The organism is Hymenobacter convexus (assembly GCF_030580955.1).
Taxonomy (GTDB): domain Bacteria; phylum Bacteroidota; class Bacteroidia; order Cytophagales; family Hymenobacteraceae; genus Hymenobacter.
In genome coordinates this window covers 161,486-187,033 of the sequence record NZ_JAUQON010000002.1, presented here as the reverse complement: position 1 = coordinate 187,033, position 25,548 = coordinate 161,486, and the positions used below count along the sequence as shown (strand labels likewise).

The 25,548-nt window shown below is 63.8% G+C and carries 22 protein-coding genes; 9 read left to right on the top strand and 13 right to left on the bottom strand.

Translation table 11 applies throughout. From position 1 onward, the window contains the following. Positions 1 to 31 precede the first annotated feature (31 nt). The 4 genes from Q4S41_RS04280 to Q4S41_RS04265 are packed head-to-tail and all read right to left on the bottom strand — an operon-like array spanning position 32 to position 7,245. Positions 32 to 2,437 (bottom strand): MG2 domain-containing protein, encoded by a 2,406-nt coding sequence (locus Q4S41_RS04280; RefSeq protein WP_305029873.1) that lies wholly within the window; start codon positions 2,435 to 2,437, stop codon positions 32 to 34. A gap of 54 nt (positions 2,438 to 2,491) precedes the next feature. Further along, positions 2,492 to 3,676, bottom strand: a complete 1,185-nt coding sequence (locus tag Q4S41_RS04275; RefSeq protein ID WP_305029872.1) for a DUF4249 domain-containing protein — start codon at positions 3,674 to 3,676, stop codon at positions 2,492 to 2,494. A 2-nt stretch (positions 3,677 to 3,678) separates the two neighbouring features. Beyond that, positions 3,679 to 6,450 (bottom strand): TonB-dependent receptor, encoded by a 2,772-nt coding sequence (locus Q4S41_RS04270; protein ID WP_305029871.1) that lies wholly within the window; start codon positions 6,448 to 6,450, stop codon positions 3,679 to 3,681. 42 nt (positions 6,451 to 6,492) lie between these two features. Then, positions 6,493 to 7,245, bottom strand: coding sequence for a hypothetical protein (locus Q4S41_RS04265; RefSeq protein WP_305029870.1), 753 nt, complete (start codon positions 7,243 to 7,245; stop codon positions 6,493 to 6,495). Positions 7,246 to 7,600: 355 nt separating this feature from the next. Here Q4S41_RS04265 and Q4S41_RS04260 point away from each other — a divergent pair, with 355 nt between their 5' ends. Both Q4S41_RS04260 and Q4S41_RS04255 read left to right on the top strand, forming a co-directional pair. After that, complete coding sequence (locus tag Q4S41_RS04260) at positions 7,601 to 8,341, top strand: DUF4197 domain-containing protein (RefSeq protein ID WP_305029869.1); 741 nt, start codon at positions 7,601 to 7,603, stop codon at positions 8,339 to 8,341. Between the two features lie 187 nt (positions 8,342 to 8,528). After that, entirely contained in the window at positions 8,529 to 9,143 is a 615-nt protein-coding gene (locus tag Q4S41_RS04255) for a hypothetical protein (protein WP_305029868.1), read from the top strand. A 154-nt stretch (positions 9,144 to 9,297) separates the two neighbouring features. Here Q4S41_RS04255 and Q4S41_RS04250 read toward each other — a convergent pair whose 3' ends face one another. Then, entirely contained in the window at positions 9,298 to 10,017 is a 720-nt protein-coding gene (locus Q4S41_RS04250; RefSeq protein WP_305029867.1) for a LytR/AlgR family response regulator transcription factor, read from the bottom strand. Between the two features lie 190 nt (positions 10,018 to 10,207). Between Q4S41_RS04250 and Q4S41_RS04245 the strand changes: the two genes are divergently transcribed. Continuing rightward, entirely contained in the window at positions 10,208 to 10,627 is a 420-nt protein-coding gene (locus tag Q4S41_RS04245; RefSeq protein ID WP_305029866.1) for a hypothetical protein, read from the top strand. Between the two features lie 12 nt (positions 10,628 to 10,639). Here the strand turns inward: Q4S41_RS04245 and Q4S41_RS04240 are convergent, their stop codons facing one another. Then, the gene (locus Q4S41_RS04240; protein WP_305029865.1) at positions 10,640 to 12,019 is read right to left on the bottom strand and encodes an FAD-dependent oxidoreductase; all 1,380 of its coding nucleotides are present in this window, start codon (positions 12,017 to 12,019) and stop codon (positions 10,640 to 10,642) included. Between the two features lie 208 nt (positions 12,020 to 12,227). Between Q4S41_RS04240 and Q4S41_RS04235 the strand changes: the two genes are divergently transcribed. Both Q4S41_RS04235 and Q4S41_RS04230 read left to right on the top strand, forming a co-directional pair. Further along, positions 12,228 to 12,482 (top strand): hypothetical protein, encoded by a 255-nt coding sequence (locus Q4S41_RS04235; RefSeq protein ID WP_305029864.1) that lies wholly within the window; start codon positions 12,228 to 12,230, stop codon positions 12,480 to 12,482. A 387-nt stretch (positions 12,483 to 12,869) separates the two neighbouring features. Then, positions 12,870 to 13,076: a hypothetical protein gene (locus tag Q4S41_RS04230; RefSeq protein ID WP_305029863.1), complete on the top strand. Its 207-nt coding sequence runs from the start codon at positions 12,870 to 12,872 to the stop codon at positions 13,074 to 13,076. 11 nt (positions 13,077 to 13,087) lie between these two features. Here Q4S41_RS04230 and Q4S41_RS04225 read toward each other — a convergent pair whose 3' ends face one another. The 6 genes from Q4S41_RS04225 to Q4S41_RS04200 form a co-directional block, all read right to left on the bottom strand. Further along, complete coding sequence (locus Q4S41_RS04225) at positions 13,088 to 13,687, bottom strand: alpha-ketoglutarate-dependent dioxygenase AlkB family protein (RefSeq protein ID WP_305029862.1); 600 nt, start codon at positions 13,685 to 13,687, stop codon at positions 13,088 to 13,090. A gap of 39 nt (positions 13,688 to 13,726) precedes the next feature. After that, complete coding sequence (locus Q4S41_RS04220) at positions 13,727 to 14,422, bottom strand: hypothetical protein (RefSeq protein WP_305029861.1); 696 nt, start codon at positions 14,420 to 14,422, stop codon at positions 13,727 to 13,729. Between the two features lie 117 nt (positions 14,423 to 14,539). Further along, entirely contained in the window at positions 14,540 to 15,817 is a 1,278-nt protein-coding gene (kynU, locus tag Q4S41_RS04215) for a kynureninase (RefSeq protein WP_305029860.1), read from the bottom strand. Between the two features lie 66 nt (positions 15,818 to 15,883). Continuing rightward, the gene (locus Q4S41_RS04210; RefSeq protein WP_305029859.1) at positions 15,884 to 16,936 is read right to left on the bottom strand and encodes an amidohydrolase family protein; all 1,053 of its coding nucleotides are present in this window, start codon (positions 16,934 to 16,936) and stop codon (positions 15,884 to 15,886) included. A 10-nt stretch (positions 16,937 to 16,946) separates the two neighbouring features. Further along, complete coding sequence (locus tag Q4S41_RS04205) at positions 16,947 to 18,257, bottom strand: hypothetical protein (RefSeq protein ID WP_305029858.1); 1,311 nt, start codon at positions 18,255 to 18,257, stop codon at positions 16,947 to 16,949. Continuing rightward, positions 18,257 to 19,549, bottom strand: coding sequence for an ArnT family glycosyltransferase (locus tag Q4S41_RS04200; protein WP_305029857.1), 1,293 nt, complete (start codon positions 19,547 to 19,549; stop codon positions 18,257 to 18,259). The genes Q4S41_RS04205 and Q4S41_RS04200 overlap by 1 nt, the downstream gene beginning before the upstream one ends. Positions 19,550 to 19,735: 186 nt before the next feature. Between Q4S41_RS04200 and Q4S41_RS04195 the strand changes: the two genes are divergently transcribed. Then, a complete protein-coding gene (locus tag Q4S41_RS04195) occupies positions 19,736 to 21,055 on the top strand; it encodes a hypothetical protein (protein WP_305029856.1) in 1,320 nt (439 codons plus the stop codon). Positions 21,056 to 21,078: 23 nt separating this feature from the next. Here Q4S41_RS04195 and Q4S41_RS04190 read toward each other — a convergent pair whose 3' ends face one another. Further along, positions 21,079 to 21,615 carry a 3-hydroxyanthranilate 3,4-dioxygenase gene (locus Q4S41_RS04190; protein WP_305029855.1) on the bottom strand — a complete coding sequence of 179 codons (537 nt, stop codon included), beginning with the start codon at positions 21,613 to 21,615 and terminating at the stop codon, positions 21,079 to 21,081. A gap of 276 nt (positions 21,616 to 21,891) precedes the next feature. Here Q4S41_RS04190 and Q4S41_RS04185 point away from each other — a divergent pair, with 276 nt between their 5' ends. The 3 genes from Q4S41_RS04185 to Q4S41_RS04175 all read left to right on the top strand — a co-directional run bounded on the left by Q4S41_RS04185 (position 21,892) and on the right by Q4S41_RS04175 (position 25,475). Further along, positions 21,892 to 23,658, top strand: coding sequence for a hypothetical protein (locus Q4S41_RS04185; RefSeq protein ID WP_305029854.1), 1,767 nt, complete (start codon positions 21,892 to 21,894; stop codon positions 23,656 to 23,658). Between the two features lie 167 nt (positions 23,659 to 23,825). Beyond that, on the top strand, positions 23,826 to 24,617 hold the full coding sequence (locus Q4S41_RS04180) for an SDR family oxidoreductase (RefSeq protein ID WP_305029853.1): 792 nt from the start codon (positions 23,826 to 23,828) through the stop codon (positions 24,615 to 24,617). Positions 24,618 to 24,749: 132 nt separating this feature from the next. Beyond that, positions 24,750 to 25,475 (top strand): glycosyltransferase family 2 protein, encoded by a 726-nt coding sequence (locus Q4S41_RS04175; protein ID WP_305029852.1) that lies wholly within the window; start codon positions 24,750 to 24,752, stop codon positions 25,473 to 25,475. The last annotated feature ends 73 nt before the right edge of the window (positions 25,476 to 25,548 follow it).

Sequence of the window (25,548 nt, the reverse complement as noted above, 5' to 3'; positions counted from 1 at the left end):
GGCCCTTCGCTTTCTATTTCCGGCATTGCGGCTACAGCGCCGGCTTCACGTCCAGCACGAAGCTGCGGCTGCCAGCCAGGCCGTTGGTGGCCAGGCCCTGCAACACCACGAGGTAGCGCCCGGCCTGGTCGCCGGTGTAGAAATCCAGCGTTTTGGCGGTGGGGCCGGTCAGGTTGATGTCGGGGTTCCAGTAGAGCAGGTTGCGCAGGTCGGGCAGGCGGCTTTTGGCGGCCTCGGGCGTGTCGTAGCGCGGGGCGTAGAACTCGCGCTGGCGCTGCACGCCCTCGTACTCCTGCACCAGCACACGCGGGTCGAGCGGGAAGCCTTCGAGGTCGCCCTTGTAGGTGGTGAAGCTCACGATGCCGTTGTACACGGCCGGGCCGTGGAAGTAGCGGCCGTCCAGCACGTCGAGCTTCCGGATTTTAAGCGGATTGAAGGCCATTATCTTGTTGATGTTGAACACCGGTACGCCGTCAAGCAGCACCATCGGGTTTTCCGACAGCACGGCTTTATTGATGCGGTCCACCACCAGCAGGTGGAAGCCGTCTTTGCGAATGCGGACTACCACGCCCGGCACGTACTCGCGCAGCACCTCTTCCATCACCTTGAAGCGCGTGAACTTATCGAGCAGGTATGTCTCGTCGGGCTTGCCGAAAAAGGCCAGGCTATCGACCCGCTCGGCCGCGTAGCGGTTGCGGTATTTGCCGGCAAACACGTTCTGCACCTGGGCCTGGAAGTGGCGCCGGGCGTAGTCCTGCTGGAAGCGGGGCGTGATGCCGAACGCCGGGCGCGGCCCCGTCGCGTAGCGTCCCGAGAAGGGGCTCAGCACCGTGAGCAGGCTGGTGCTGTCCTGGCCGGGGTCGGTTTGCAGCACGATGTCGTGCGGGCCGCTGAAGCGGTTGGGCTCGAAGCGCACGATGCCCTGGGCGTTGCTGGCGGCCACGCTCAGGTCCACAATACGGCTGGGCGAGGCCAGGTAGGTGCTGATGCCCGCCTGCGGCTGGCGGGTGCCGGCGCGCAGCACCTGTGCCTGAATGACGGGCCCGTACGGCTCGGCCAGAAACTCGAACGGCTTGGGCGCGGCCAGCACATCCTCCCACCGGAAACGGCTCCAGCCCTGCGTGAGCAGCAGGTTGTCGGTGGCTTCGGCGGCTTCGGGGCCGGTGGCGGTGAAGTAGTAGTCGGGGTTTTCCACCGTGCCCTGCAGGTCGGAGGTGAGCCAGAGGTAGCGGTCGATGCCCGGGCCGGGCGTCGTGGTCAGCGAATCGAGCCGGTACACGGCCATCGACAAATTGCTGGCCTCCGCCGCGGGCAGCGCGGCCGTGGCCACCTGCACGCTCACCTTGTCGCGGGTGCCGTACTGCGCCTTATCGGCCCGGCCCGTGATGGCCAGCAGCTGCTGCGGCGCCCGGAAATACAGCCGCTCGCACACCGGCTTGCGGTCGGCGTTGAACAGGGTGAGGTGCGACACGCCATCGAGCAGCGCGCTTTTGTTGATGACAAACACGGCCTGGCCGTTGCGCAGCGGCTCGCGGGTGGCCAGGGCCACCTGCTGCCGCGAGTGGGCCAGCAGGGCCAGGGTTTCGGCCGGGGCGCCGCTGGCGTTCACGGTCAGGGTCAGCTGGTCGGGGCCGGTGTCGTCGAGGCGCAGCACGTAGCCCTGCTCGGCGGGGGCGGGCAGGGGGCGGGTAAGCACGCGCTTGGGGCCCAGGGTGATGGTGGCGGTGTAGGTGTCGGGGCCGGCGGCGGGAGTGAAGTCAAAATGGCCCATGCCGAAGCGCAGGGTGCGAAACGTGGCTACCACGGCGCCGCCTTGGTTGAGCACTTTGCCCTCGGCCGCCACGCCGCGGCCGGCTTTGTCGGTGATTTTGAACGCCACCCGGCTGCGGATGCCGCGCACGAGGTGGCCGCCCTCGGGGAAAAACTGCGCGTCGTAGGACGTGGCCGAGTCGCGGGCGCTGGCCCCGGAGGCCGACAGCGTGTTAATCACCGTGATGGGGCGGTGGAAGTAGGCCTCGGGGCTGAAGTTTTTCATCCAGCTGGTGTAGGCGCGCACGGTGTAGCTGCCCGCCGCGAGGGCCGTGGGCAGCGCCAAAGAGCCCTGGCCGCTGCCTTTTTGCAGGGCTACCTTGGTTTGCAGCACGGGCTGGTGGTCGGCGTCGAGCACTTCCACGTAAGCCACGCTGCTCATCGCCAGGGGGCGGGCGCGGGTGCCGTCCGCGGCATAAATCTTAAACCACAGCGTTTCGCCGCTCAGGTACACCGGGCGGTCGAGGTGCAGAAACAGCTTTTCGTGCGGGCCGCGCTGCTCGTAGCGCAGCAGCTTGCCGGTGAGGCCGTCGAGCGAGTCGAGCGGGGCCTGCGCCGCCGCGGGGCGGGCCGTGTTCCAGCCCAGCCCCAGCAGCAGCCCCAGGCCGGCCAGGGCGCGCTTGTTCATCTGAAAAAAAACCATACGGATACGACGCTTCAATGCTGCTGAAAAAACCACGGCCTACGGCCAGAAGCTGGGCTTGACGGAGGTGCCGCGCGTGCGGCAGTCGATGCAGTCCTTCGATTTGGCCGTGTAGCCGATGAGGATGCCCAGTTTGTCGTACATCTCCTCGATGGGCAGCACGGTGCCCGCACCGAAAATGGATTGCATCACCTGGGCCGGATTCGGCGGCGGCGTGCTGCGGTTGAAGAAGATGCTGTCGGGCGGCTGGCAGCTTTCGTAGCCGTTGAGCACGCGCCAGGCCTGTGGCAGCTCCGCCCGCCGAATGAAAATGCGCTTTTCCGTCATCGAATGGGCCCCGATGAAGCCCAGAGCCGCATCCGAAGGGCTGGTGAGGCAGCGCACGTTGCCGGTAAGCTGCGCGGGCTGCGCGTCGAACAGCGAGCCGATGCTCTCGGTGTTTTTGCGCAGCAGCTCCCAGTAGGCGTATTCCTCCTTGGTGAGGGCGTGCTGCTGTACCAGGATGCTGTAGCGGCTGTTGAGCAGGTTGGAGCTGGGCGGCAACTGCCGCACCCGAAAGTCAGACACCACGTCCTGGGTCAGGGCCGTGGTTTTGGCAATCTGGATGGGCGTCGAAGGGGCGGTGCCCCAGCAGATGGTTGGAAACGGCACCAAAATGTCGCGCATGGCGCCGTTCACGTACTCCACCTGAGGTCGGTAGATGGGGTTGATTTCCCAGGTTTCAACGTAGTCCCAGCGGTAGTACTGGGTGGTGCCGGTGGCATCGTGGGCATTCACGTAGATGTTCAGGCCGTCGTTATCGGTGCGCCAGGTCACGGCGTCAATCACGGGTGTCGTCTTCACGGGCACGTAGTCCGACACGTACTCTTTGCCGGCCAGCGTGTTGAGGTGCAGGCGGTAGCGGCGGGCGGGGTTCAGGGTTTGGGCGGCCGAGGTGTAGGTGCCCTTCACGCTGGTTTCGGTCAGCAGCAGGCGGGTGCCTGCCTCGTCCTCGATGTACACCGTGGCCCGGGTTTCGGTGGGTGGGGCGGTTTTGGCGGCAATGGCGTAGGCGCGCGAGAGCTTGATGGTGGTCACGCCCTGGCTGTTGAGAAAGCCGTCGACCACCAGCAGGTTCGGCGGCGAGGTGGTGACGTCGGGCGCAAACGAGTCGGTGCAACCGGCCAGCAGCGCCAGCGCCCCCGGCAGCCAGCGGCGCAGCGCAAATAGTGAGGAGAAGCGCATTATCAGAACTTGAAGTTGTAAGTGACGGTCGGAATCGGGTTGCCGAAAATGGACAGCTGGTAGCCTTTAATCTGGCCGGCCACCGATTTAAAATAGACGGAATACGGGTTGCGGCGGCCGGTGAGGTTGTACACGCCCACCGTCCAGGAGCTATGGGCCAGTTTCTTCACCTTGTGGCTGCCTTCGATGTTGAGGGCCAGGTCGACGCGGTAGTAGTCGGGCACGCGGTAGGCGTTGCGGTCGGAGTAGTACACGCGCAGCGAGTTGTTGAGGTAGTACTTGGCCAGCGGCAGCGTGATGGGCCGGCCCGTGCTGTAGGTGGCGTTCACGCTGGTGCTGAAGCGGCGCGAGAAGCGGTAGTTGCCCACCAGTGTGAAATCGTGCGGCTTGTCGAAGTTGCTGGGGTAGTACTGGCCGCCGTTCACCATGTCGGAGGTGGTGGCCGCGTTCACCTGCACCAGCGAGCGGGAATAAGTGTAGCCCACCCAGCCGTTGAGCTTGCCGGTGAGCTTTTTTACGAAAAATTCCACCCCGTAGGCCTTGCCCGCGGCGTTGATGATGTCGGTTTCGATGTGGTGGTTGAGCACCAGCGTGGCGCCGCTCTTGTAGTCCACAAAGTCGCGCAGGGTTTTGTAGTAACCTTCCACCGACACCTCGATGGTGTTCGACTTGAAGTTGCGGTAGTAGCCCAGCGAGTACTGGTCACCCACCTGCGGCCGGATGTTGTTGTCGCTCAGCTTCCACACGTCGGTCGGCGACACCGAGGCCGTGTTCGTGAGCTGGTGAATGTACTGGCGCGTGCGGGTGTAGCTCGCCTTCACCGACGACTTATCGTTGAGCGAGTAGCGCGCCGACAGCCGGTACTCCGGCCCCTGGTACGAAGCCAGCACCTTGTTCGAGCCGTACCGCACCGTGTCGGTGATGGTGGCTTCGGAGCGCGACTGGCCGGGGGCGTACTGGTATACATCGCGCGGCCCCAGCGCCTGGAAGAACGAGAAACGCAGGCCCGCCGAAACCGAGAAGCGCGAGGTGATGTCGAACTTATCCGACACGTAGAGGGCGCTTTCCAGGGCGCGCTCTTTGCTCAGCACGTCGGGCCGAATCAGCGACTTTTCGCCCAGCGGCAGGAAGCTGCCCGGCTCGATGTTGTAGAGCAGCGTGCTGCCGCCGAAGTCGATGGTGTGCCGGTTGTTGGGATAGTAGGTAAAATCGGCCCGCAGGCCCGACTGGCCGATGGCGTACTTGAGCTGCGAGGCCGACACCGGGTTCTGGGTGGTCGTCACGTCGTAGTCGTAGTGGCTGTAGGTGCCCGTAAGCACGCCGTAGAGCTGGTTGTTGAAGTTGTGGCGCCACTTTAGGCTGGCGGCCTGGTTGCGGTAGCTGTAGGTGGTGTCGCTGGCCAGCCGGAACCGGTCGGAGCTGAAATAGCCCGTGGCGTAGAGCGAATTCTTCTCGTTGAACTCGTGCGTAACGTGGGCCGTGACGTCGTAAAAGGCCGCCGCGCTCTTCGCAAAGTTCCGGTCCGACAGCTGCTTCAGAATCCAGTCCGAATAGCTGGCCCGGCCGCTCACAATGAACGAGCTTTTGTCCTTCACAATGGGCCCCTCCAGCGTGACGCGGCTGGTGAGCGGCCCGATGCCGCCCGCGCCGCCCAGCTTTTTCTTGTTGCCCTCGCGGGTCGTGATGTCGAGCACCGAGGCCAGGCGCCCGCCGTACTTGGCCGGTATGGCGCTCTTGTACAACTCCACGCCCTGCAGAATGTCGGGGTTGAAGGCCGAGAAAAAGCCGAACAGGTGCGACGGGTTGTAGATGGTGGCGTCGTTGAACAGAATCAGGTTCTGGTCGGTGGCGCCGCCGCGCACGTTGAGGCCGGTGCTGCCCTCGCCCACCGTTTTCACGCCCGGCAAGGTCATGATGACGCGCAGAATATCCGTCTCGCCAAAAGCCGTGGGCACCTGGCGCATGGTCTTGATGTCCAGCTTCTCCAGGCCCATTTGCATGCCCGATACATTCTTGTCTTTCTCGGCCTCAATCACCACTTCCTTCAGGGTGACGATATCTTCTTCCACCTCAATCTCCAGCTTGCCATTGCCGCGTAGCACCACCTGCCGCTTGGTGTTCTTGATGCCCAGGCCCCGGATTTTCAGGTCGTAGCGCCCGGCCGGCAGCGTGAGCGAATAGGAGCCGAACTGGTCGGTGGTGGCGCCCACGTTGAGCGACTCGGCCACGATGGACGCCCCAATCACCGGCTCGCCCGATTTCTGGTCGCGGATGTGGCCAGCCAGCGTGACCCGTCCGCCGCCGCCCCCGGCCCCAATCTCATACACCTTGTACTCGGAGGCGCTGATGAGGCGCGAGCGGGTGGGCGCGGGGGCGCCGGGGTCGGCATCGGCCTGGGCCAGTGCGGCCGGGGCCACGGGCCGGGGCTCGTAGAAATCGGCGGCCGGAGCGCCCGAAATCACCGCGCCGCGGGTCACAAACACGCGGCGCTCGTCGTCGACGGCGAAGCGGAACTTCGTGTTTTGCAGGGCTTCGCGCAGCACGGCATCCACGGGCTGGGCCTGCACCCGCAGCGTCACAAAAAGGCTGTCCACGGCCGCGGGGTCGAAGTAGAAGCGGTAGGCCGTCTGGGCTTCCACCTGGCTGGCAAACTGCTCAAACTGCACGTGGTTGAAATCGCCGGTCACGGTTTTTTCGGCTTGTTGCCCGTAGCCGGTCAAACTCAGCAGCAGCAGCAGCAACAGGCTGCAACAGGTAGAATAGCAATGTTTCATGAAAGAAAATCGATAACGCTAAAAAGCAGAAACGGCCGGCCCCTACCGCGCGGCCAGCCCGGAATAGTAGCCGGCCAGCTGCACCAGCGAAGCCTCAAACTTTGCCTTCTTGAAAGACAGCTTTTGGGCTTTCGCATACTCTTGCACCTCCTTGCCGCGGTCGGCAAACACGCGCAGCGCCGCCGATTTCCGGCTCACGGGGTAATAGGTACCCGCCTTTTTGAGGAACAGCTCGTCCTGGGGCACAAACTCTACACTCACGATTTGCTGCCCCACGTGCTCCTGCATCCGCTTCGAGCGCCGGGCCAGCACCTGCACGGGGGCGTCGAGCAGCACTTCGTAAAAGCCCGTGTCGATGACGCGGCGGTTGGCGCTGTCGGCCACCAGCCGCACGAAGCGGTGCTGGTTGAGCGAAAACGAGCGCACGTTGTCGTTGATGAGCCGCAGCGAAAGCGGGCTGCGGGGCGGCGAGAGCACCACCTGGTCGTGCACCACGTCGTAGGCCAGCAGCAGGTTGTTGAAGTAATGGCCGTTGTAGAACACGGCCCCCGGCTGCCGGGTGGGCTCCTCAAAAAACTGGTGCCCCATCACCTGTTTATAGGGCTTGGCGTAGTCGATGTATTCGGGGCCGTTGTAGAGCTGCGAGGGCAGCGGCAAACCCGCCGTATACTGCTGCGCGGCCGTGGCCACGGCCGCCGCCAGCGCGGCATCGGGCGCAGCGGCCTGGCCCGCCGCTAAGTGGCCAAACAACGGAATGCAAAGCAATGCCAGCCCGGCAACGCGTGGAAACTTCATGGAAAGGATGGAATGTGGCAGTAAGGAACCCCTAAGCTAGGGCCTGGACGCAACAAACCGGGCCCGGGTGCCACCGAAAAATGAAGCGTTATCGCGCGGGGTGTCATTATACCAGCTTTTTGTGAGATAAATTTTGGGCCCAGCGGCCTAATCCCTGGCCAGACAAGGGCCTGCGCCCCGAATGCAAGCCGGTCCAGCCGATGGATGACCGGCGCCGGTCGTGAGAGGTTGCCCGGTGGTCGATAACGCGGCGGCAGGGCGGCAGGAGGCGGCTAAGTTTGCTGGCACTCCAGACTACAAATCCGCCCGGGCCGCACCCGGCGGGCTATTTGCCCTTATCGCTTCGCGTGATTTTATGAAAAACTACTTTTTGCTGCTGGCCCTTGTGCTGGGCGCAGCCCGCCCCGGTTCGGCCCAGATTTCCCTACCTAAAATCGGCAACATCAAGCTGCCCACTGTGGGCAAACCCGCCACCGGCACCGCTCCCGCCGACGTGAGCAATACCGACGCTGCCAACGGCCTCAAGGAAGCCCTTATTCAGGGCATCAGCAAGGGCGCCGACCAGGCCTCCAAAACTGACGGCTTCAACCTGAACTCGCTCATCCGCATTCCGTTTCCGCCCGATGCCCAGCGGGTGGCCACCAAGCTGCGCGCCCTCGGTCTGGGCAGCCAGGTCGATGCCTTCGAGCTGAGCCTGAACCGCGGGGCCGAAGACGCCGCCAAGAGCGCCAAGCCTATTTTCCTGAATGCCATCAAGAGCCTGACCTTCACCGATGTGTGGAATATTCTGAGCGGGCAGCCGGACGCGGCCACCCAGTACCTTAAGCGCACCACCACGGGCCAGCTCACCACCGCGTTTCAGCCTATCATTCAGCAAAGCCTTGACAAGGTGGGCGCCACCAAGTACTACACCCAGCTGAGCACCACCTACAACCGGATTCCGCTGGTACAGCCCGTGCAAACCGACCTCAACCAGTATGCCACCGGCAAGGCCATCGACGGCCTCTTCACCCTCATCGCCCAGGAAGAAGCTAACATCCGCCAAAACCCCGTGGCCCGCACCACCGAACTGCTGAAAAAGGTATTTGGGGGGTGAGTTGGAGTTATTGGAAAAAAGGCCGTCATGCTGAGCGGAGTCGAAGCATCTCTACTGCAATAGTAATTTATTTACCACTGCGGTAGAGATGCTTCGACTCCGCTCAGCATGACGTTCTTTCTTCAACAAAACTCAAAAAACCGTCCATTCCTCGACGCCACCCGCTGCTCCGCCGTAAACGAAGTCCATGCGCTACGTTTCCCTCGACCTCGAAACCTCCGGCTCGAACCCCCGCCGCCACCAGATTCTGGAATTGGCGGCCGTCATTGAAGACTCGCGCCGCCCGTTGCCGCTGGCCGCGCTGCCCGCCTTCCGGCGCGTGGTGCGCCACCCCGAGTACGTGGGCACGGCCGGCGCCCTGGCCCTCAATGCCCGCCTGCTGCAGGAGCTGGCCCAAAAAGAACCCAACCCCGAGCTTTGCACGCCCGATGAGTTGCTGTCGCAGCTCCGCGCATTTCTGCTGGCCCACGGCTTCAAGGCCGATGCGAAAGACTGCGTTTCCGTCACGATGGCCGGCAAAAACATTGGCGTTTTTGACCTGGGGTTTCTAAAAGAGCTGCCCGGTTACGGCACCCTGGTGCGCGCCGAGCCGGCCATGCTCGACCCCGCCGCCTTTTACCTCAACTGGCACAAAGACTCGCGCCTGCCCAGCATGAGCATCTGCAAGGCCCGCGCCCGCTTCCCCGACCGCGAAGTGGCCCACGAGGCCCTGGCCGATGCCCTGGACGTGGTGCGCCTGCTGCGCCCTTTCTACGAGTTGCCGGCGTATCAGCAGGTGGTTCAAACGCCGGACGAGGTTTAAGCCACCGGCAGAAAAAACGTCATGCTGAGCGCCGCCGAAGCATTTCTGCCACAGCAGTAAATTCGATTACTTGTGCGGTAGAGATGCTTCGGCGGCGCTCAGCATGACGTTCTTGTAAAATACCTATCGGCTAAATTTTGAATCTGCTCCAACACTAAATCCGCTGCAAACCCTTGTAGAAAGCTTCCTGGTACGACTTGCCGATGGGCACAAAATGGCCACCGCGCAGGTTGGCGGTGTTGTCTTCGATGGACTCGATGTGCTGGGTGTTCAGCAGGTAGCTGCGGTGCACCCGAATGAAGTTCGCAAAAGGAGCCAGCCGGGTTTCCAGCGCCTTGAGGGTGGTGTAAACAATGTATTTCTGCTTAGCTGTCACGATGTTGACGTAATCGGACAGCGCCTCCACGTACAACACCTCATCGAAGTTGATGCGCACCATGCGGCTGTTCACCTTCACAAACAGGTCGGCGTTGGCCGGCGCGTCGGGTGCCGAAGTGGCCGCGGCCGCGCCGTTGTGGCTGGCGCGCGACTGCACCCGCTGCACGGCCTGCGTGAAACGGGCAAAATCGAAGGGCTTTACCAGATAATCGGTCACGCGCAGCTCGAAGGCATCGACGGCAAAATCCTGGCGGGCGGTGGTGATGATGACCTCGGGCGGGTCGGTGAGCACCCGCAGTAGCTCCAGGCCGTTGAGGTGGGGCATCTCGATGTCCAGAAACAGCACGTCCACTTTGTTGCCCTCGCGGAAGAACGTAAGCCCGGCAATGCCATCGCCCAACGAGGCCATCAGCTTGAGGTTGGGCGTGAGTTCGATGTAGTGCTCAAGCGTCAGGCGGTTGATTTCATCGTCGTCAATGATGGCGCATGTTAACATAGACTGAGGAAAGGAAGAGTAGAGGCAAAAGCAATAGGACGTTCGCCGGTATAAAGTAACAACTCGCAGAGGAAAAGCCGACGACCGTCTACCGGCGAAAATGCCGGCAAAGTCCGCTGAATAGCTTTGATGACTGCAATTAACACAGAATGAGTCCGCTGGTTGAGGCTCCGCTTCTGCTTTTTTCTTTATGTTGAAGTTACGTCGTCCGGCCCTGTTGTGGTTTTTGCTGATTGGTAGCACGTTAGGTGCGCAGGCCGCCCGCCGGCCCCGGCCCCTGACGGCCGCCGAAACCGAGGCCCGCAACGAAATCCTGGAGCCCAGCCTGACCAGGCAAACGCGCGAATCCCAGCGTATTGCCCAGTTCCTGGCCGAGGCCCTGACGCTCAACAGCGCGCAGCTGCACGCCGTCGAGTCGTTCACCCGGGCCGAGCGGCAGGCGCTGGCCCTGGCCGCCACCACCGAACAAGCGGCCCAGGCCCAGCGCGAGTACCGGCTGGCCGTGCACCGCGTGCTCGATACCGGCCAACTCAGCACCTACGTGGCGCTGTGCCAGCGCTTGGCCGGTACTGCCCAGGCCCTCGACGGCACCGAGCTGGCCGTGCGCTAGCGGGCGCAGGGGCTAGGGCCGGTCGGCCATTTCCTGCTGCACCAGGGCCTGCACCTCGGGCTGGTCATAGTCGGTTTCGGCCGCGATGTGGGGCATGAGGCGGGCCATGATGGCGTCCTGGCGCTGGCCGGCGGCCCAAGCCTCGGCGTAGGGCGTGTGCGAAAACGTGACCTGCGAGTAGAGCGGCGTCCAGCGGCCGGGGTATTGGGCCGCGATTTTGGCCTCAATTTTCTTCTGGAGCAGGAAGCGCGGGTCGGCCACCCGGTCGCGCATCTCCACGAAGTTGTACACGGCCAGGTCGGCCATGGCGTCGGTGTTGGGCTTGCGCTGCTGCTGGAATTCGGCAAAAATGGTGGGCCAGGCGGCGTCGCCGTGCTGGTCGAGCAGCTGGTTAAGCACGCTGCAATCTTCGAAGCCGGCGTTCATGCCCTGCCCGTAGAAGGGCACGATGGCGTGCGAGGCATCGCCGAGCAGCAGCACATCGTCGTCGAATTTCCACGGAAAGCAGCGGATGGTGACCAGCGAGCCCGTGGGGTGCTCAAAAAACTCCTTTTCCAACTCCGGCATCAGCGGCACCGCGTCGGGAAACACGCGGGTGAAAAAGGCGGTCACGTCGGCCGGCGTTTGCAGGGCGGCGAAGCTCTCGGCGCCTTCGTAGGGGAAAAACAGGGTGCCGTTGAAGGAGCCGTCGAGGTTGGGCAGCGCAATCATCAGGTACTGCCCGCGGGGCCAGATGTGCAGGGCGTTTTTCTCCAGCTGCCAGGCGCCGCCGGGGCCGGCCGCAATGGTCAGCTCCTTGTAGCCGTAGTCGAGGTAATCCTGCGAGTAGTCGAACCGCTCCTGCCGCTGCAGGGCCCCGCGCACCGCCGAAAAAGCCCCGTCGGTACCAAACAGGCGGGTGTAGGGCGCGGTGTGCTCGGCCTGGGTGGCTGCGTCGCGCAGGTGCAGCTCCTGCTTTTTGAGGTCGATGCCCAGGCATTGCTGGCCGAACTGGAGTTGCACGTTGGGCTGGGCTTCGGCCAGGTCGAGCAGGCGGCGGTTGAGGTGGCCGCGGTTCACGGAGTAGATGGCCTGGCCCTCCTGGCCGTAGGGCTGGCGCGTGAGGTTGCCCTGCACGTCGTGCATCACGCGCCCGCTCATCGGGATGCCCACCTGGCGAATGTCGTCGGCCACACCCACGCCTTCGAGGGCGCGCCAGCCCCGGTCCGATAGCGCTAGGTTGATGGAGCGGCCCTCCTGGAAGCCGGCGCGGCGCGGGTCGGCCCGGCGCTCAAAAACCTGCACCGGATGCCCCCGCCGGGCCAGATACAAAGACAACAACGAGCCTACCAGGCCGGCTCCCATCACGGTGAGCGGCTCGGCAGCGGGCGAAAACGGCAGTTCAGCAGCCATAAAACGAGAGGGAAAGAGGGTGGTAGGCCCCGAAGGGCGGGTGGGAGGCGAAGCTACTACGCCAAGCGGCTTTGCCGGCCGGGATGGCAAATTCCTATCCGCTCTACAGTTGCACTCATCGGGTATTCGATATGACTGGTCGTAAAATTCCCGGCTGAGGCAACCGGCAGCGGACCTTTGACGAATTAGAACTAAATCACCATTCGCTATGACTCGCTTTCGTTTCCGCTACAAGTGCATGAGCTACCGCCGGTGGCGCTTCCGGGCCAGCCGCCGTACCACGCAGCAGCTAATGATGCCGTTGGCCACCACCGGCTTCGCGCCCAGCACGGCTGCCTGGCGGCGCCGGCTGCCCGAGCCCGTGCAGCTCCAGCCCGTGCGGAAAGCGTTGCAGGTGGGCGACTACGTGGTGAGCGAAGAAGGCGACCTGCTGCTGTATGGCCATCCGGATATTCGATATTAAGTGCTTATTTATATGATTGTTATAAGGGCCTGCCGTGTGCATGGCAAGCCTGTGAATTATTGATAGAATAGAGTTCGTCAGCTACTTTTCCTCCGTTTCTACCCGTTCCCTGGCTTAGCCATAGTCTTTCAAAAGTCCGCCCTCGTTGCCCGCCAGCTTCGGGGTGGGCCTTGCCACCGGCCTGCTGCCATCGAACCTTCCTTGCTGAGGTTCAACCGAGCGGGCACCCAACTCTAATCATGCGCCTGGCGCCCCTTCTTCCCGCAACGGCGGCCGGCCTCATTGCCGCCGCTGCCGGGGCTTGGTATGTTCCTTGTAAAGGAGGGATTGGCTATGCAAGCCGCCGAAGAAGGTTGGGTTATTCATGCTACATCATTCCTTTCATCGATGCCCCGCAAATCCTTTCTCCCCAAATCAACCACGGTTGAGCCCGCGTTGAGGGCCGACCAGGCGCCATCTGAGCCGCCGGCTGCACCGGCTCCTGATGCGCCGGAAGCAACACCTGAAACGACTCCCACTTTCCGGGTCGGCGACTATGAAGTCGGCGACGGCTACTTCTCCGAGTTGAGCGGGCACCCCGACATTATCTATTAACCAGTAAGCTGCTAAGCCCCGCCGTCCACCACCCACCGAAACGTCAGGTTCAGGCGCGGGCCCAGGGGGCGGGTGGTTTTGGGCAGCGCGTGCTGCCAGTGCTGCTGGGTAGCGCCGCGCATGAGCAAGAGGCTGCCCGCAGGCAAATCAATGGACAAGGGCGGATGCACCAGGCCGGCCCGGGGCCGCAGCCGGAAGCGGCGCGTGGCCCCCAGGCTGAGAGAGGCAATGGCGGGCGCGGGGCCAAGCTCGGGCTCGTCGTCGGCGTGCCAGCCCATGCTGTCGCGGCCGTCGCGGTACAGGTTCAGCAGCACGCTGTTGAAGCGGGCGCCGGTGGCGGTTTCCAGGCGTTGGCGCAGGGCGCGCAGGGCGGCCGTCCAGGGGTGGGGTTCCCAGGCGAGGCCGGAGTAAGTGTAGCGGGCCTCGGCGTCGCCGTACCACGCAGCGAGGCGGGGCTGCGGAAATTCCTGCCCAAACAGCCGGATGGTGCGCTGCTCCCAGGCCACCTCAGCGGTAAGCTGCGCCAGCAGCGCGGCGGCCTCGGTTTCGGGCAGGAACTCGGGGTCGAAAAGTAAATCGGCGCCGGGCAGGGGCAACGGAGAAAGCGCCATGCGGATAAAAGCCGGGTAAGGACGGGGCAGGAGGATTTATTACTGCTTGGGCATCATGCGCTCCAACTCGTCCTGCACTTCCTTCGGCTGCTGCTCTATCAGGCGGGTCTGAAAGCGCTGAGCGCCGTAGGCCAGCGCGAAGCACACCAGCAGCGGCGGCAGCCAGCTGCGGCTGCGGTAAGCGGACTGGCCCACGTAGCGCGGCCAAAACCACAGCACATAAGCCAAAATAGCGGGCAGGTTGAACAGCGGCCCGTACCACGGGCTCAGGCCAAAGCGCGGCAAGGCCCAGCTCAGGGCCACCATGCCGGCCAGCAGGTAGGCGCCAATGAAAAGCACCAGGCCCAGCAGCGCCTGCTTGCGGCCCAGCCGCCACAGGTTCAGGCCCAGCAGCACGCCGCCCGCCAGAAACGTGAATGGGATGGAAAACAGCACAATAGTGGCCGGCGAATACAGCGCGGGCGCGTTTTCGTCGGCTTCGGCCGTATCCGTTGTGTCCACCGATTGTTCTGCCTGTCGCTCGGCTTCGGCGGCGGCCTCGCGGGTGGCCTGCTCGGCGGCGCCGGCTTCAAGCGCGGGGCGCAGGGCCGCTTCTTCGGGGGCGGGCTGGCCGCGGCGGCGCAGCTCGTCGAAGGCGGCGAGCACGGCGGCCTCGCGGTACTGGACATGGCCGGTCACGTATTCGCGCAGGGCCGCATCGGTTTTGAGCAGCATCTTGGCGGCGTAATCTTCCATCTTTAGTGAGTGAATTGGTGAATGGCTGGATAGGTGAATTGGTGGATTATTGAATGGTTGGACGAGTGCATTAGTGAATGGCAAAACGCCTATTCAACCGTTTAACCATTCATCCGTTCAGCCATTTATCCATTGAGTAAGCGCTTCGCCCACCCGGTCTACGTCCTCAAACGAATTATAAAGCGGTACGGGTGCCAAGCGGATGACGTTGGGCTCGCGCCAGTCGGCGATGATGCCTTGTTTGGCCAGGAAATCGAACAGCTCGCGCCCGCGCTCGTGCACCAGCACCGAGAGCTGGCAGCCGCGCTGGCCGGGGTCGGCGGGCGTGATGATTTCGAGCTTATCCGTGGGAAGATTCAGGCCCCGAATAAGGCTTTCGAGGCGGGCCGTGAGCTGCTCACTCTTGCGCCGCAGGGCGGGCATGCCGCCGGCCCGGTCCAGGATGTCGAGGCTGGCGCGGTGAATGGCCATCGGGAAAATCTGGGCATTGGAAAGCTGCCAGCCGGCCGCGCCGGGCATGGGCCGGAAGCCTTTTTTCATCTGGAAGCGCACGCTGGCGTCGTGCCCCCACCAGCCGGCCAAGCGCACGAGGTCGGGCCGGTTGGCGAACCGCTCGTGCACGAACACGCCCGACGTACCGCCGGGGCCGGAGTTGAGGTATTTGTAAGTGCACCAGCAGGCAAAATCCACGTCCCAGTCGTGCAGGCGCAGGTCAAGGTTGCCGGCGGCGTGGGCCAGGTCGAAGCCCACGTAGGCGCCCACGGCGTGGCCGGCGCGCGCAATGGCGGCCATATCGAAGGCTTGGCCGGTGTAGTAGTTTACCCCGCCGATGAGGACGGTGGCCAGCGAGTCGCCCAGGTCGGCAATGGTGGCTTCGATGTCCTCGGTGCGCAGGGTGTGCTCGCCGGGGCGCGGCACCAGCTCCACAATGGCGTCGGCGGGGTCGAGGCCGTGCAGGCGGGCCTGGCTTTCGATGGCGTACTGGTCGGAGGGGAAGGCGCCGCCTTCCATCAGAATCTTGTAGCGTGAGCCCGTGGGGCGGTAAAACGTGACCAGCAGCAGGTGCAGGTTCACGGTCAGGTTGTTCATTACCACCACCTCAATCGGAAGCGCGCCCACCAGTCGGGCCGTGGCCTCGGTGAGGGTGTCGTGGAAGTGCATCCAGAACGAGGGCGCCTCGAAATGGCCTTCCACGCCCAGCCGCGCCCAGGTATCGAACTCGGTTTCGACGGCGGCGCGGGCGGCTTTGGGCATCAGGCCCAGCGAGTTGCCGCAGAAGTAGGCGACGGGTCGGCCATCGGGGCCGGGCGGCAGGTGAAACTCCTGGCGGAAAGAAGCTAACGTATCGGCAGCGTCGAGCTCGGCGGCGGGGGCGAGGGTAAGCGGGGCAGTCATGCCCGCAAAGGTCGGCCCAAAGCCGGTGCCAATGCTAACAAAAGGTTATGGCATCCGGGGCGAGAACTAGCGGGCTTGCCGGCCGACGTTTGGACTGCTGAGGAATGTTTCGCGGGCCAGGCCCAGCCAGTCGAGCGCGTTCTGGCCCAGCATGCGCTCCTTGATGTCGGCCGAAAAAGGCATCGACTTGATGAGCTGGCCCGGCTCCAATTCGCCCAGCGGAAAGGGGTAGTCGGTGCCGAGGGTGATTTTGTCGGCGCCCAGCGTCTTCACCAGGTAGTCGAGCATCAGCGGGTCGTGCACCAGCGAGTCGACCCAGAACTTGCCCAGGTAGTTGCGCGGGTTGTGCGGGTTGTCGATGGCACAGAGGTCGGGCCGCACCTGCCAGCCGTGCTCGATGCGGCCGATGGTGCTGGCAAACGAGCCCCCGCCGTGGGCCACTGCCACGCGCAGGCGCGGCAGCCGCTCCAGCACCCCGCCGAAAATGAGCGAGCAGAGGGCCAGCGTGCTTTCGGCGGGCATGCCCACCAGCCAGGGCAGCCAGTATTTGGGCATTTTCTGCTGGGCCATCATGTCCCAGGGGTGCACAAACACGCAGGCGCCCAGCTCCTCGGCGGCGGCGAATACTTCGAACAGCTCGGGCGCGTCGAGGTTCCAATCGTTCACGTGCGAGCCAATCTGCACTCCGGCCAGCCCGATTTTCATGCAGCGCTCCAGCTCCCGAATGGCTAGCTTGGGCGCCTGCATCGGAATGGTGCCCAGGCCCACGAAGCGGGTAGGGTAGCGGTGCACCACGTCGGCAATGTGGTCGTTGAGCAACTGGCTCAAATCGAGGCAGTCGAGCGGCTGGGCCCAGTAGCTGAACATGACGGGCACCGTGCTCAGCACCTGCACCTGCACGCCAAACTGGTCGTACTCGCGCATCCGTACCGCCGGGTCCCAGCAGTTGTCCTGCACTTCGCGGAAGAACTTGTCGTCCTGCATCATGCGGGCGCAGCAGGGCTTGTGGTGGTCGAGCCGAATGAAGCCGCCGTAGCCGTACCGCTCCTTCAGGTCGGGCCAGCGCTCGGGCAAAATATGGGTGTGGATGTCGATGGAAAGCACGGGCGGGTGGGGCAAATCGGAAAACTTAAAAGGGGTAGGGCGACTCAAAAAACTTGCTGAAATACAGCTCCTTTGTGTTCTTGTCGTAAAGCAAGTGGCCGGTGGCGTACTGCCAGGTTTGCCACAGGTTGAGCACGATGCACAGCACCACGGCCGCGTGCAGCGCGGCGCGGCCGGGCGCTGGCCAGCGCCGGGCGGTGGCCAGCAGCGCGGCAAAGGGCAGGGCCAGCAGCGGGTACAAGCTCACCAGCGGCCGGGCGCTGAAACCGCCGCCGTACCACCACGCCTCCCAGCTGAAAGTGACGTAGAGCAGCACGGGCAGCAGCACCAGCGCGGGCACCACCACGGCCGGCAGCCGGCGCCAGGCGGCGATGAGGCCCAGCAGCATCAGCGCCGCCAGCGGCGTGTAGAGCAGCCAGCCCTTGCGGTAGCTGAACAATCCATACAGCACGTGCGGCTGCGAGAAATAGAAATGTTCTACGCTGTAGCTGTCCACCACCCAATGGCCCGACACGGCGTGCCAGAACAGCAGTTGCAGGCTCAGTACCGCCGCGCCCGCGGCCCCGGCCAGCCCCAGCGGCCGCCAATGCGCCAGCAGCAGCGCGGGCCGTTGCCGCACCGCTTCCCACGAGGTGACGCCCCACAGCAGCGGAACAATGACGTACAGCGCCTCCGTAAAGCGGCACAGCACCGCCATTCCCAGGAAAAGCCCCATGCCCAGCGCCCAGCGCCAGCGGAAGGTTTCGTACCAGCGCACGGTACAGTAGAGCAGCAGGGCCTGCCACATAAACAGCGCGGCGTGCGACATGGCCGCATCGTTGGTGATGTAGTTGAAGTAGTTGGTGCCCAGCCCAATGCCAACCATAGCCCAGGCCGTGACGCCATCGTCGAAAAAGCGCAGCAGCAGCCTACGCACCACCCACAGCCCCAGCAGACCATACGTCAGGCCGGCCAGTAGCATGGCTTCCTGGTAGGGCTTGGAAAAGCCGTCGGACCGGTAGCGGGGCACGAGCTTGGTAAACGCATGCGCAGCCGTGAAAAACGGCAATTCGCCCAGCGCCACACCCAGCGGATACTTTGAGATGACGCGACCATTAGGCAGGGTCATGATGCCGATGCCGCGGGCCTTGGGCGGACCGTATTTGTCGCCCAGCCGCTCCAGCGAATCGGCCCGGCCAATGTCGTGGTAGATGAAGGCCGACGGCAGGTAGGTGTAGTAGCCGCCCGCGTCCCATTCAAATACTTCCAGGGCCCGCCACACCCGGTCGCGCTTGTTCACCCACAGCGCCATGGCTGCCACCAGCAGCCACGCAAGCAACGAGCGTTTCGACGACATCAGAGCGAGGTATGGAAAAAATTGCGGAAGTATAATTCCTTGGTGTTCTTGTCATAAAGCAGAATGCCCGCCGCATACTGCCAGGTTTGCCACAAATTCAGCCCAATGCAGAGCACAATGGCTAGCCGCAGCGCGGGCTGCCAGTTGCTTTGCCGCGCCGCCAGCAGCAGGGCCGCGAAGGGTAGGGCCAGCAGCGGGTACAAGCTCACCAGCGGCCGGGCGCTGAAACCGCCGCCATACCACCAGGCATACCAGCTGAAGGTGACGTAGAGCAGCACGGGCAGCAGTGCCAGCGCGGGCACCACCACGGCCGGCAGCTGGCGCCAGGCGGCGATGAGGCCCAGCAGCATCAGCGCCGCCAGCGGCGTGTAGAGCAGCCAGCCCTTGCGGTAGCTGAACAGGCCGTAGAGCACATTCGGGTGCCGAAAATCAAAGTATTCGTCGCCGTAGCTATCAACTACCCAATGCCCGGACGCGGCGCGCCAGAACAGAAATTGCAAGCTCAGCAAAGCCGCGCCCACCAGCGCCGCGCCGGTCCACTGCCGCCAGTGCGCCAGCAGCAACGCGGGCCGCTGCCGCAACCCGGCCCACGAGGTGACGCCCCACAGCAGCGGAACAATGACGTACAGGATTTCGGTGAAGCGGCATAACGTGGCCATGCCCAGAAACAAGCCCACGCCCAGCGCCCAGCGCCAGCGGAAGGTTTCGTACCAGCGCACGGTGCAGTAGAGCATAGCCGCCTGCCACATAAACAGGGCCGCGTGCGACATGGCCGCGTCGTAGCAGATGTAGTTGAAGTAGTTGGTGCCCAGCCCGATGCCGGCCAGTGCCCAGGCCGTGACGCCGTCATCGAAAAAGCGCAGCAGCAGCTTGCGCACCAGCCAGAGGCCCAGCAGGCCATACACCAGCCCGGCCAGCATGATGCTCATCTGGTAGGGGCGTGAGAAACCGTCGGGCTGGTCGCCGTGCAGGTGGGCGTAGGCGTGCGCCCCCGCAAACCACGGCAACTCGCCCAGGGCCACGCCCAACGGGTATTTCGAAACCACTTTGCCATCGGGCAGGTGGTGCAGGCCGATGCCGCGCCCCCGCGGCGGGCCGAGCTTGTTGGCCAGGATTTCCAACGAGTCGGCCCGGGCCAGGTCGTGGTAGATGAAGGCCGAGGGCAGGTAGGTGTAATAGCCGCCTTCGTCCCAGTCAAACACTTCCAGCGACTTCCAGGGCCGGTCCTGAAACAGGGCCAGCGTGGCCAGCGCCGCCGTGAGCAGCCAGATGTAGAAGGAGCGTGTGGGCACTAGGGCGGAGAAATGAGAAAACAATAAATCAGGGCCGAAACCGCCAGGTTGCAAACGCGAAGCTACAACGCTGCGGGGCCGCTGCCGCAGGCCGGCAGTGCCGGGCCGCCCCGCCGCTGCCCGCGGCTCCCAAATTACGAGGGCAGCCGCCGCGGCCCGGCCGGGGGCGTACTTTCGCCCCAATCAATGATGCTCCTTATGCGCTATCTGCGCCTTTTGGCCTGGGGACTGGTGTACTGGCTGGCTATAACCCAAAGCCTGGACCGGCACCGGAACACCGAGCTGAACAATTTTCTCAACGAGATTTCGGGCGATAAAGGCGGCTACCTGGTGTACCTGCCGGCTACTTTCTGCTACGGGTTCGAAGCCCGGCGCTTTCCCGCGGGCGTCGATAAAGCGCTGGGCAGCGGCTTCACCCTGAACCGCGCCACCAACGTAGTTGAAACCAAGTATCCCTACGGCGTGGCGCTGCTACAGGCGCCGTTCTGGGCCGTGGCCCAGGCCCTGAACGCCGACAAAAGCGGGTTTTCGACCGCCGTGCGCAAGAGCATTGATGTGGCCGGGGTGAGCTACCTGGTGGCGGGGCTTCTGCTGCTGGCCGCCACCCTGCGCCGCCGTTTTGCCCGCCCGGTGGTGGGCCTTACGCTGGCCCTGCTGGTGCTGGGCACCAACCTGTTCTACTACGGCGTCGTCGAAACCGGCATGTCGCACGTCTACTCCTTCTTTGCGTTTGCGCTGCTGCTCTGGCTGCTGGGGCGGGCGCACGTGGCCGAGTGGAGCCAGCTGGCGGCCGGCCGGGGCCGCGAGGTGCTGGCGGTGGCGGCCGCGCTGGGGCTCATCGCCATTCTGCGGCCCTTCAACCTAGTGCTGGCCGCGCCGCTGCTGCTGTGGCCGGCCCAGCCCACCGATGACTTAGCCGCCCGCCTGCGCGGGCTGCTGTATTGGCGCACCATCGGCACGGTGGCCGGGGTGGTGGCCGTGTGCTGGCTCCCGCAAATGCTGTACTATCACTACGCCCACGGCAGCTATTGGGTGTATAGCTACGGCCAGGAAGGCTTCCCGTACGCGCTGGCGCCCCGGCTGGCCGAGGTGTGTTTCGCGCCCAACAACGGCGCGTTTCTCTACAACCCGCTGCTGCTGTTGGTGTTGGGTCCGGGGCTGTGGCTGCTGGGCCGGGGCCGCTCGTGGTGGTGGAGCGGGCTGGCAGCCGGGGTGTGGGCCGTGGCGTCCTACCTCTACGCCGCGTGGTGGGCCTACGCGCTGGGATGCAGCTACGGCGGCCGCGGCTTCGTGGAGTTGTATCCGGTGCTGGCCTGGCCCCTGGCCGCCCTGGCCGAGAACGTGCTGGTCCGGCGGCGCTGGCTAGTGGGCGCGCTGTGCCTGGCACTGGTGGCCTACAACCTGCGCCTGACCGACCATTTCTACCGCTGCTTTTATGGCAAGGGCGACTGGGACTGGCCGGCCTACCGCGAACTCCTGAACCCGCCCGCCCGGCCCGGCACCTGAGCCGGACCGGGCCAGGCAGGCGCCTATTCGGCAGCGGGCACGGGCGGCGCGGGCGCTTCCATGTAGGTGCCGCAGTTCGAGCAGGTGCGCTTGGCGTCGTCTTGCCAAAAGGCGTTCATGATGGGCGGCAGCTGGGCCACGATGTCGGTAATCTCGGCAAACTCCTCGTAAAGCTTGTGGCCGCAGTTTTCGCAGTACCACTGGAAGCCGTCCAGCTCACCGCCTTCGCGGTAGCGCTCCAGCACCAGGCCAACAGTGCCGGCCGGCCGGCGCGGCGAGTGCGGCACGTTGGGCGGCAGCAGAAACATCTCGCCGGGCCCGATGGTGATGTCGACGGGTTGGCCGTCTTCGATGATTTTGACGGTCATCGTGCCCTCAATCTGCCAAAACAGCTCCTCACCGGCGTCCACGTGGTAGTCTTTGCGGGCGTTGGGGCCGCCCACCACCATCACGATGAAGTCCTTGTTGTCTTTGAATACCTGCTGGTTGCCTACTGGGGGCTTCAGCAAATGGCGGTGTTCGTCAATCCACTTTTGGAAGTTGAAGGGGCGCGTTATCATGGCGAAGAAGCGGGTGGTTGGGATGCTAAGCTACGGCGGGGCTTCTGTTTTTGCGTGTTGAAGCAGGGTCTCCTAGCAGCACAATGACCATAATTAAGGAACGTCATGCTGAGCGCAGCCGAAGCATCTCTATTGCAATACTAAAATTGATTAGTTGCGCGGTAGAGATGCTTCGGCTGCGCTCAGCATGACGTTTCGGACCATCGCGCAGAATCTGCCTGACCGCATGCGCTACTTTTGCCCCCGGCGCCGTTCCGAAAGCCCGCGTCCCCCTCTATGAAAAACTGGCTGCGACTAGCGTTGCTGACGGCCTTCTACGGCTTGCTGTTCCTCGTTTTCACCTGGCCGCTGGCGGCGCATTTTACGTCGGAGTTTCTGGTGGTGCCCGGGCACGATTCCTACATGTACCCCTGGAACACCTGGCACTTCCGCCAAGCCGTGCAAACTGGCCAGCCCGTTTTCCACACCGACTGGCTTTTCTACCCCACCGGCGCGTGGCTCATCCTGCACACCTACACGCCCATTATTGGCCTTATCAGTCTGCTGACCAGCAGCGACCCGCTGGCCCTCAACATCGGCCTGCTGCTGAGCTACGCCCTCTCCGGCGCCGGGGCCTACCTGCTGGCCCGCCGCTGGCTCCGCAGCCCGCTGCTGGCCCTGCTGGCCGGCTTCATCTTCGCCTATTCGCCCTACAAGCTGCAGCGCCTGGCCGAGCACTACAACCTCGTGCTCACGGCCACGGTGCCCTTCTACGTGCTGGCTTTTCTGAATGCGTTCGAGTTTCGGGAGAAGCAGTTTTTGCCGCGGGTGCGCAGCTGGGCGGCGGTGGCTTGGTGCGCGGCGCTGGGCTTCATCACCTTGCTGAGCGACTACTACGTGCTGTTCGGGCTACTGTATTTCTCACTGGCCTACGCGGCGTGGTATTGGTTTGGGCTGGGCCGCATCCGGTGGCGCGAGTGGCGCACTTGGGCCTGGCTGGGCGGCATTCTGGTGGTGAGCCACATTCTTATCCGGCTCTTGCGCCGCTGGGGCGTAGAAGACAACGGCGGCTTCTGGTGGGGCGGCGACTTCGTTGATTTCATCATGCCGCCGCCCACCAGCCGGTTTGTGTACTGGGACTGGGCCGCCCGGCTCTACAATAACCCCGAGGTGTTCACCATGCCCGGCTCCCTGGAAAACACGCTCTTCATGGGCTACGCGCTGCCACTGCTGGCCATTGGGCTGTGGCTGCTGCGCCGGGCGCACCGCCGGCCGCTCTCGGCCGTGGCCCAAGACGAGCAGGGCCGCCCGCTGGCCTGGGTGCTGCTGTTCTTCGTGCTGCTCACGCTGCCCGCCACCCGCCTCTACGGCCACGACCGGCTGCACCTGCCCACGGCCTTTCTGCATTTCATCCCGTTTTTCAACAATATCCGCTGCCCCACCCGCTGGATTATGATGGTGGGTCTGTTCCTGCCCATCCTCACCTTCAGCGCCCTTGAAGCTGCCTGGACGCAGCGCCTGCAAGCCCCGGCGCGCACGGCGCTCAGCCTGCTGCTGGTGGGTTTGGTGCTGTTTGAGTACTGGCCGAAGCCCTACGAGCGCACCTCGGCCGCCGCCGTGCCGCGCGTGTTCCATGAAGTGGCTAAGCTACCCGGCAAAACCATGATTCCGGTGCCAATAGGCGTATCGAGCGGCTACCGGCAGGTGGGCCACATGCTGTCGGAGCACCTCTTCTACCAGACCGTGCACCACAAAAAGGTGCCCGTCGGCTTCATGGCCCGGGTGCCGCCGGAAGTCTTCGCCGCCCTGCAAAACGACCCCGTGCTGGGCGCCCTGCTCCTGCGCCAGATGAAGCCCGACACCATCCAGCCCGCGCCGCCCACGGCCCCGCAGGTGCAGGCCTTCCTGCGCCAGTTCGACCCCGCCGCCTTTGTCATCAACCCCGATTTCCGTGACCAGCCGGCCCACCTTTTCCTGCGCCAATTGTTGCTGCCCTACGGCTACCGCGAGCAACTCGTGGACGGCTACGTGCTGCTCACGCCGCCGGGGAATTCCGGTAAATAATTCTGTTCTCATATCTCATATAAGAACGTCATGCTGAGCGCAGCCGAAGCATCTCTACCGTGCAACTAATCAATTTTAGTATTGCAATAGAGATGCTTCGGCTGCGCTCAGCATGACGGTCTAGTTTTGTGCTTCTCGCCGGTATCCTTTTTCACTTACCCACTGACATGAACTTCTCACTCGAAAACCGCCGCGCCTTGGTGGGCGGCAGCACCCAGGGCATCGGCCGCGCCGTGGCCGAGGCGCTGGCCGAAGCCGGCTGCGTCATCACGCTGCTGGCCCGCAACGAAGACCGGCTGCGCGAAGTAGCCGCCGCCCTACCCACGCCCGCCGGCCAGGCGCACGACTACCTGGTAGCCGATTTCGACGACCCCAGCCATGTGGCCGAGGTGGTGCAGGCTTCCCTGGCCCAGCACCCCGCAGGTTTCCAGATTCTGGTGAACAACACCGGCGGCCCTGCCGGCGGGCCGCTGCTCGATGCCTCGGTTGATGCGCTGCGGGTGGCTTTCAATCAGCACGTTATCTGCAACCACCTGCTGGCGCAGGCGTTGGTGCCGGGCATGAAGGCGGCCGGCTACGGGCGTATTATCAACATCATCAGCACGTCGGTGAAGATTCCGCTGGCGGGCCTGGGCGTGAGCAACACCATTCGCGGAGCCGTGGCCAGCTGGGCCAAAACCCTGGCCAACGAGCTTGGCCCACAAGGCATCACCGTGAACAACGTGCTGCCCGGTGCTACGCTCACCCAGCGCCACCACTCGCTGGTGGAGAAAAAAGCCGCCCAAACCGGCCAGTCCGCCGATGCCATTGAGGCCGACATGCTGAAAACCATCCCGGCCCGCCGCTTTGGCCAAGCCGAGGAAGTGGCCGCCGCCGTGGCTTTCCTAGCTTCGCCGGCCGCCGGCTACATCAACGGCACCAGCGTGCCCGTGGACGGCGGCCGCACGGGCAGCCTGTAGGCGCCTGCGGCTTAACGGAGAATGAAGAATGGCCGTTGGGATAATTCTTCATTCCTCATTTTTCATTCTTCATTAAGCGAAGCGTCAGCGTTTACCTTTGCTATTCCCTTCGCCTCGCCCAGCTTTATTCTTGTGGTAAAATTCGACACGCTTTCCATCGTCATCCCCGTTTACAACGAGGCCCGCACCATTCACCAGATTCTGGATTTGCTGCGCGAGCTGAAGCTGGTGAATAACATCGGCAAGGAAATCATCCTCGTCAACGACTGCTCGACTGATGCTTCGGTCGAAACCATCCGGGCCTACGCCGCGCGCTACCCCGATATGGGCCTGCGCCTGCTGGAGCACGACGTGAACAAAGGCAAAGGGGCGGCGCTGCACACCGGCATCCGCGAGGCCACCGGCGACTACGTCATCATTCAGGACGCCGACCTGGAATACGACCCCGAGGAATATAACTTGCTCATTAAGCCGGTGTTGAAAGGGTTTGCCGACGTGGTGTTCGGCTCGCGCTTCATGGGCGGCAACCCGCACCGGGTACTGTTTTTCTGGCACAGCATCGGCAACGCCTGGCTCACCTTCCTCTCCAACATGTGCACCGACCTGAACCTGACGGACATGGAAACGTGCTACAAGATGTTCCGGCGCGACATCATCCAAAGCCTCAAATTGGAAGAAAACCGCTTCGGCTTCGAGCCCGAAGTAACCGCCAAAGTGGCCCGCGTGAAAGACGCCCGCATCTACGAAGTGGGCATTAGCTACTATGGCCGCACCTACGCCGAGGGTAAGAAAATTGGCTGGCGCGACGGCTTCCGCGCCATTTATTGCATCCTGAAATACGGACTGCTGGGCCAGTAGGCCCGTTAGCTTAACCAGAAATTACAAGGCAAAAAAAGGCCCGGCGGAACCGTTCCGCCGGGCCTTTAATGTG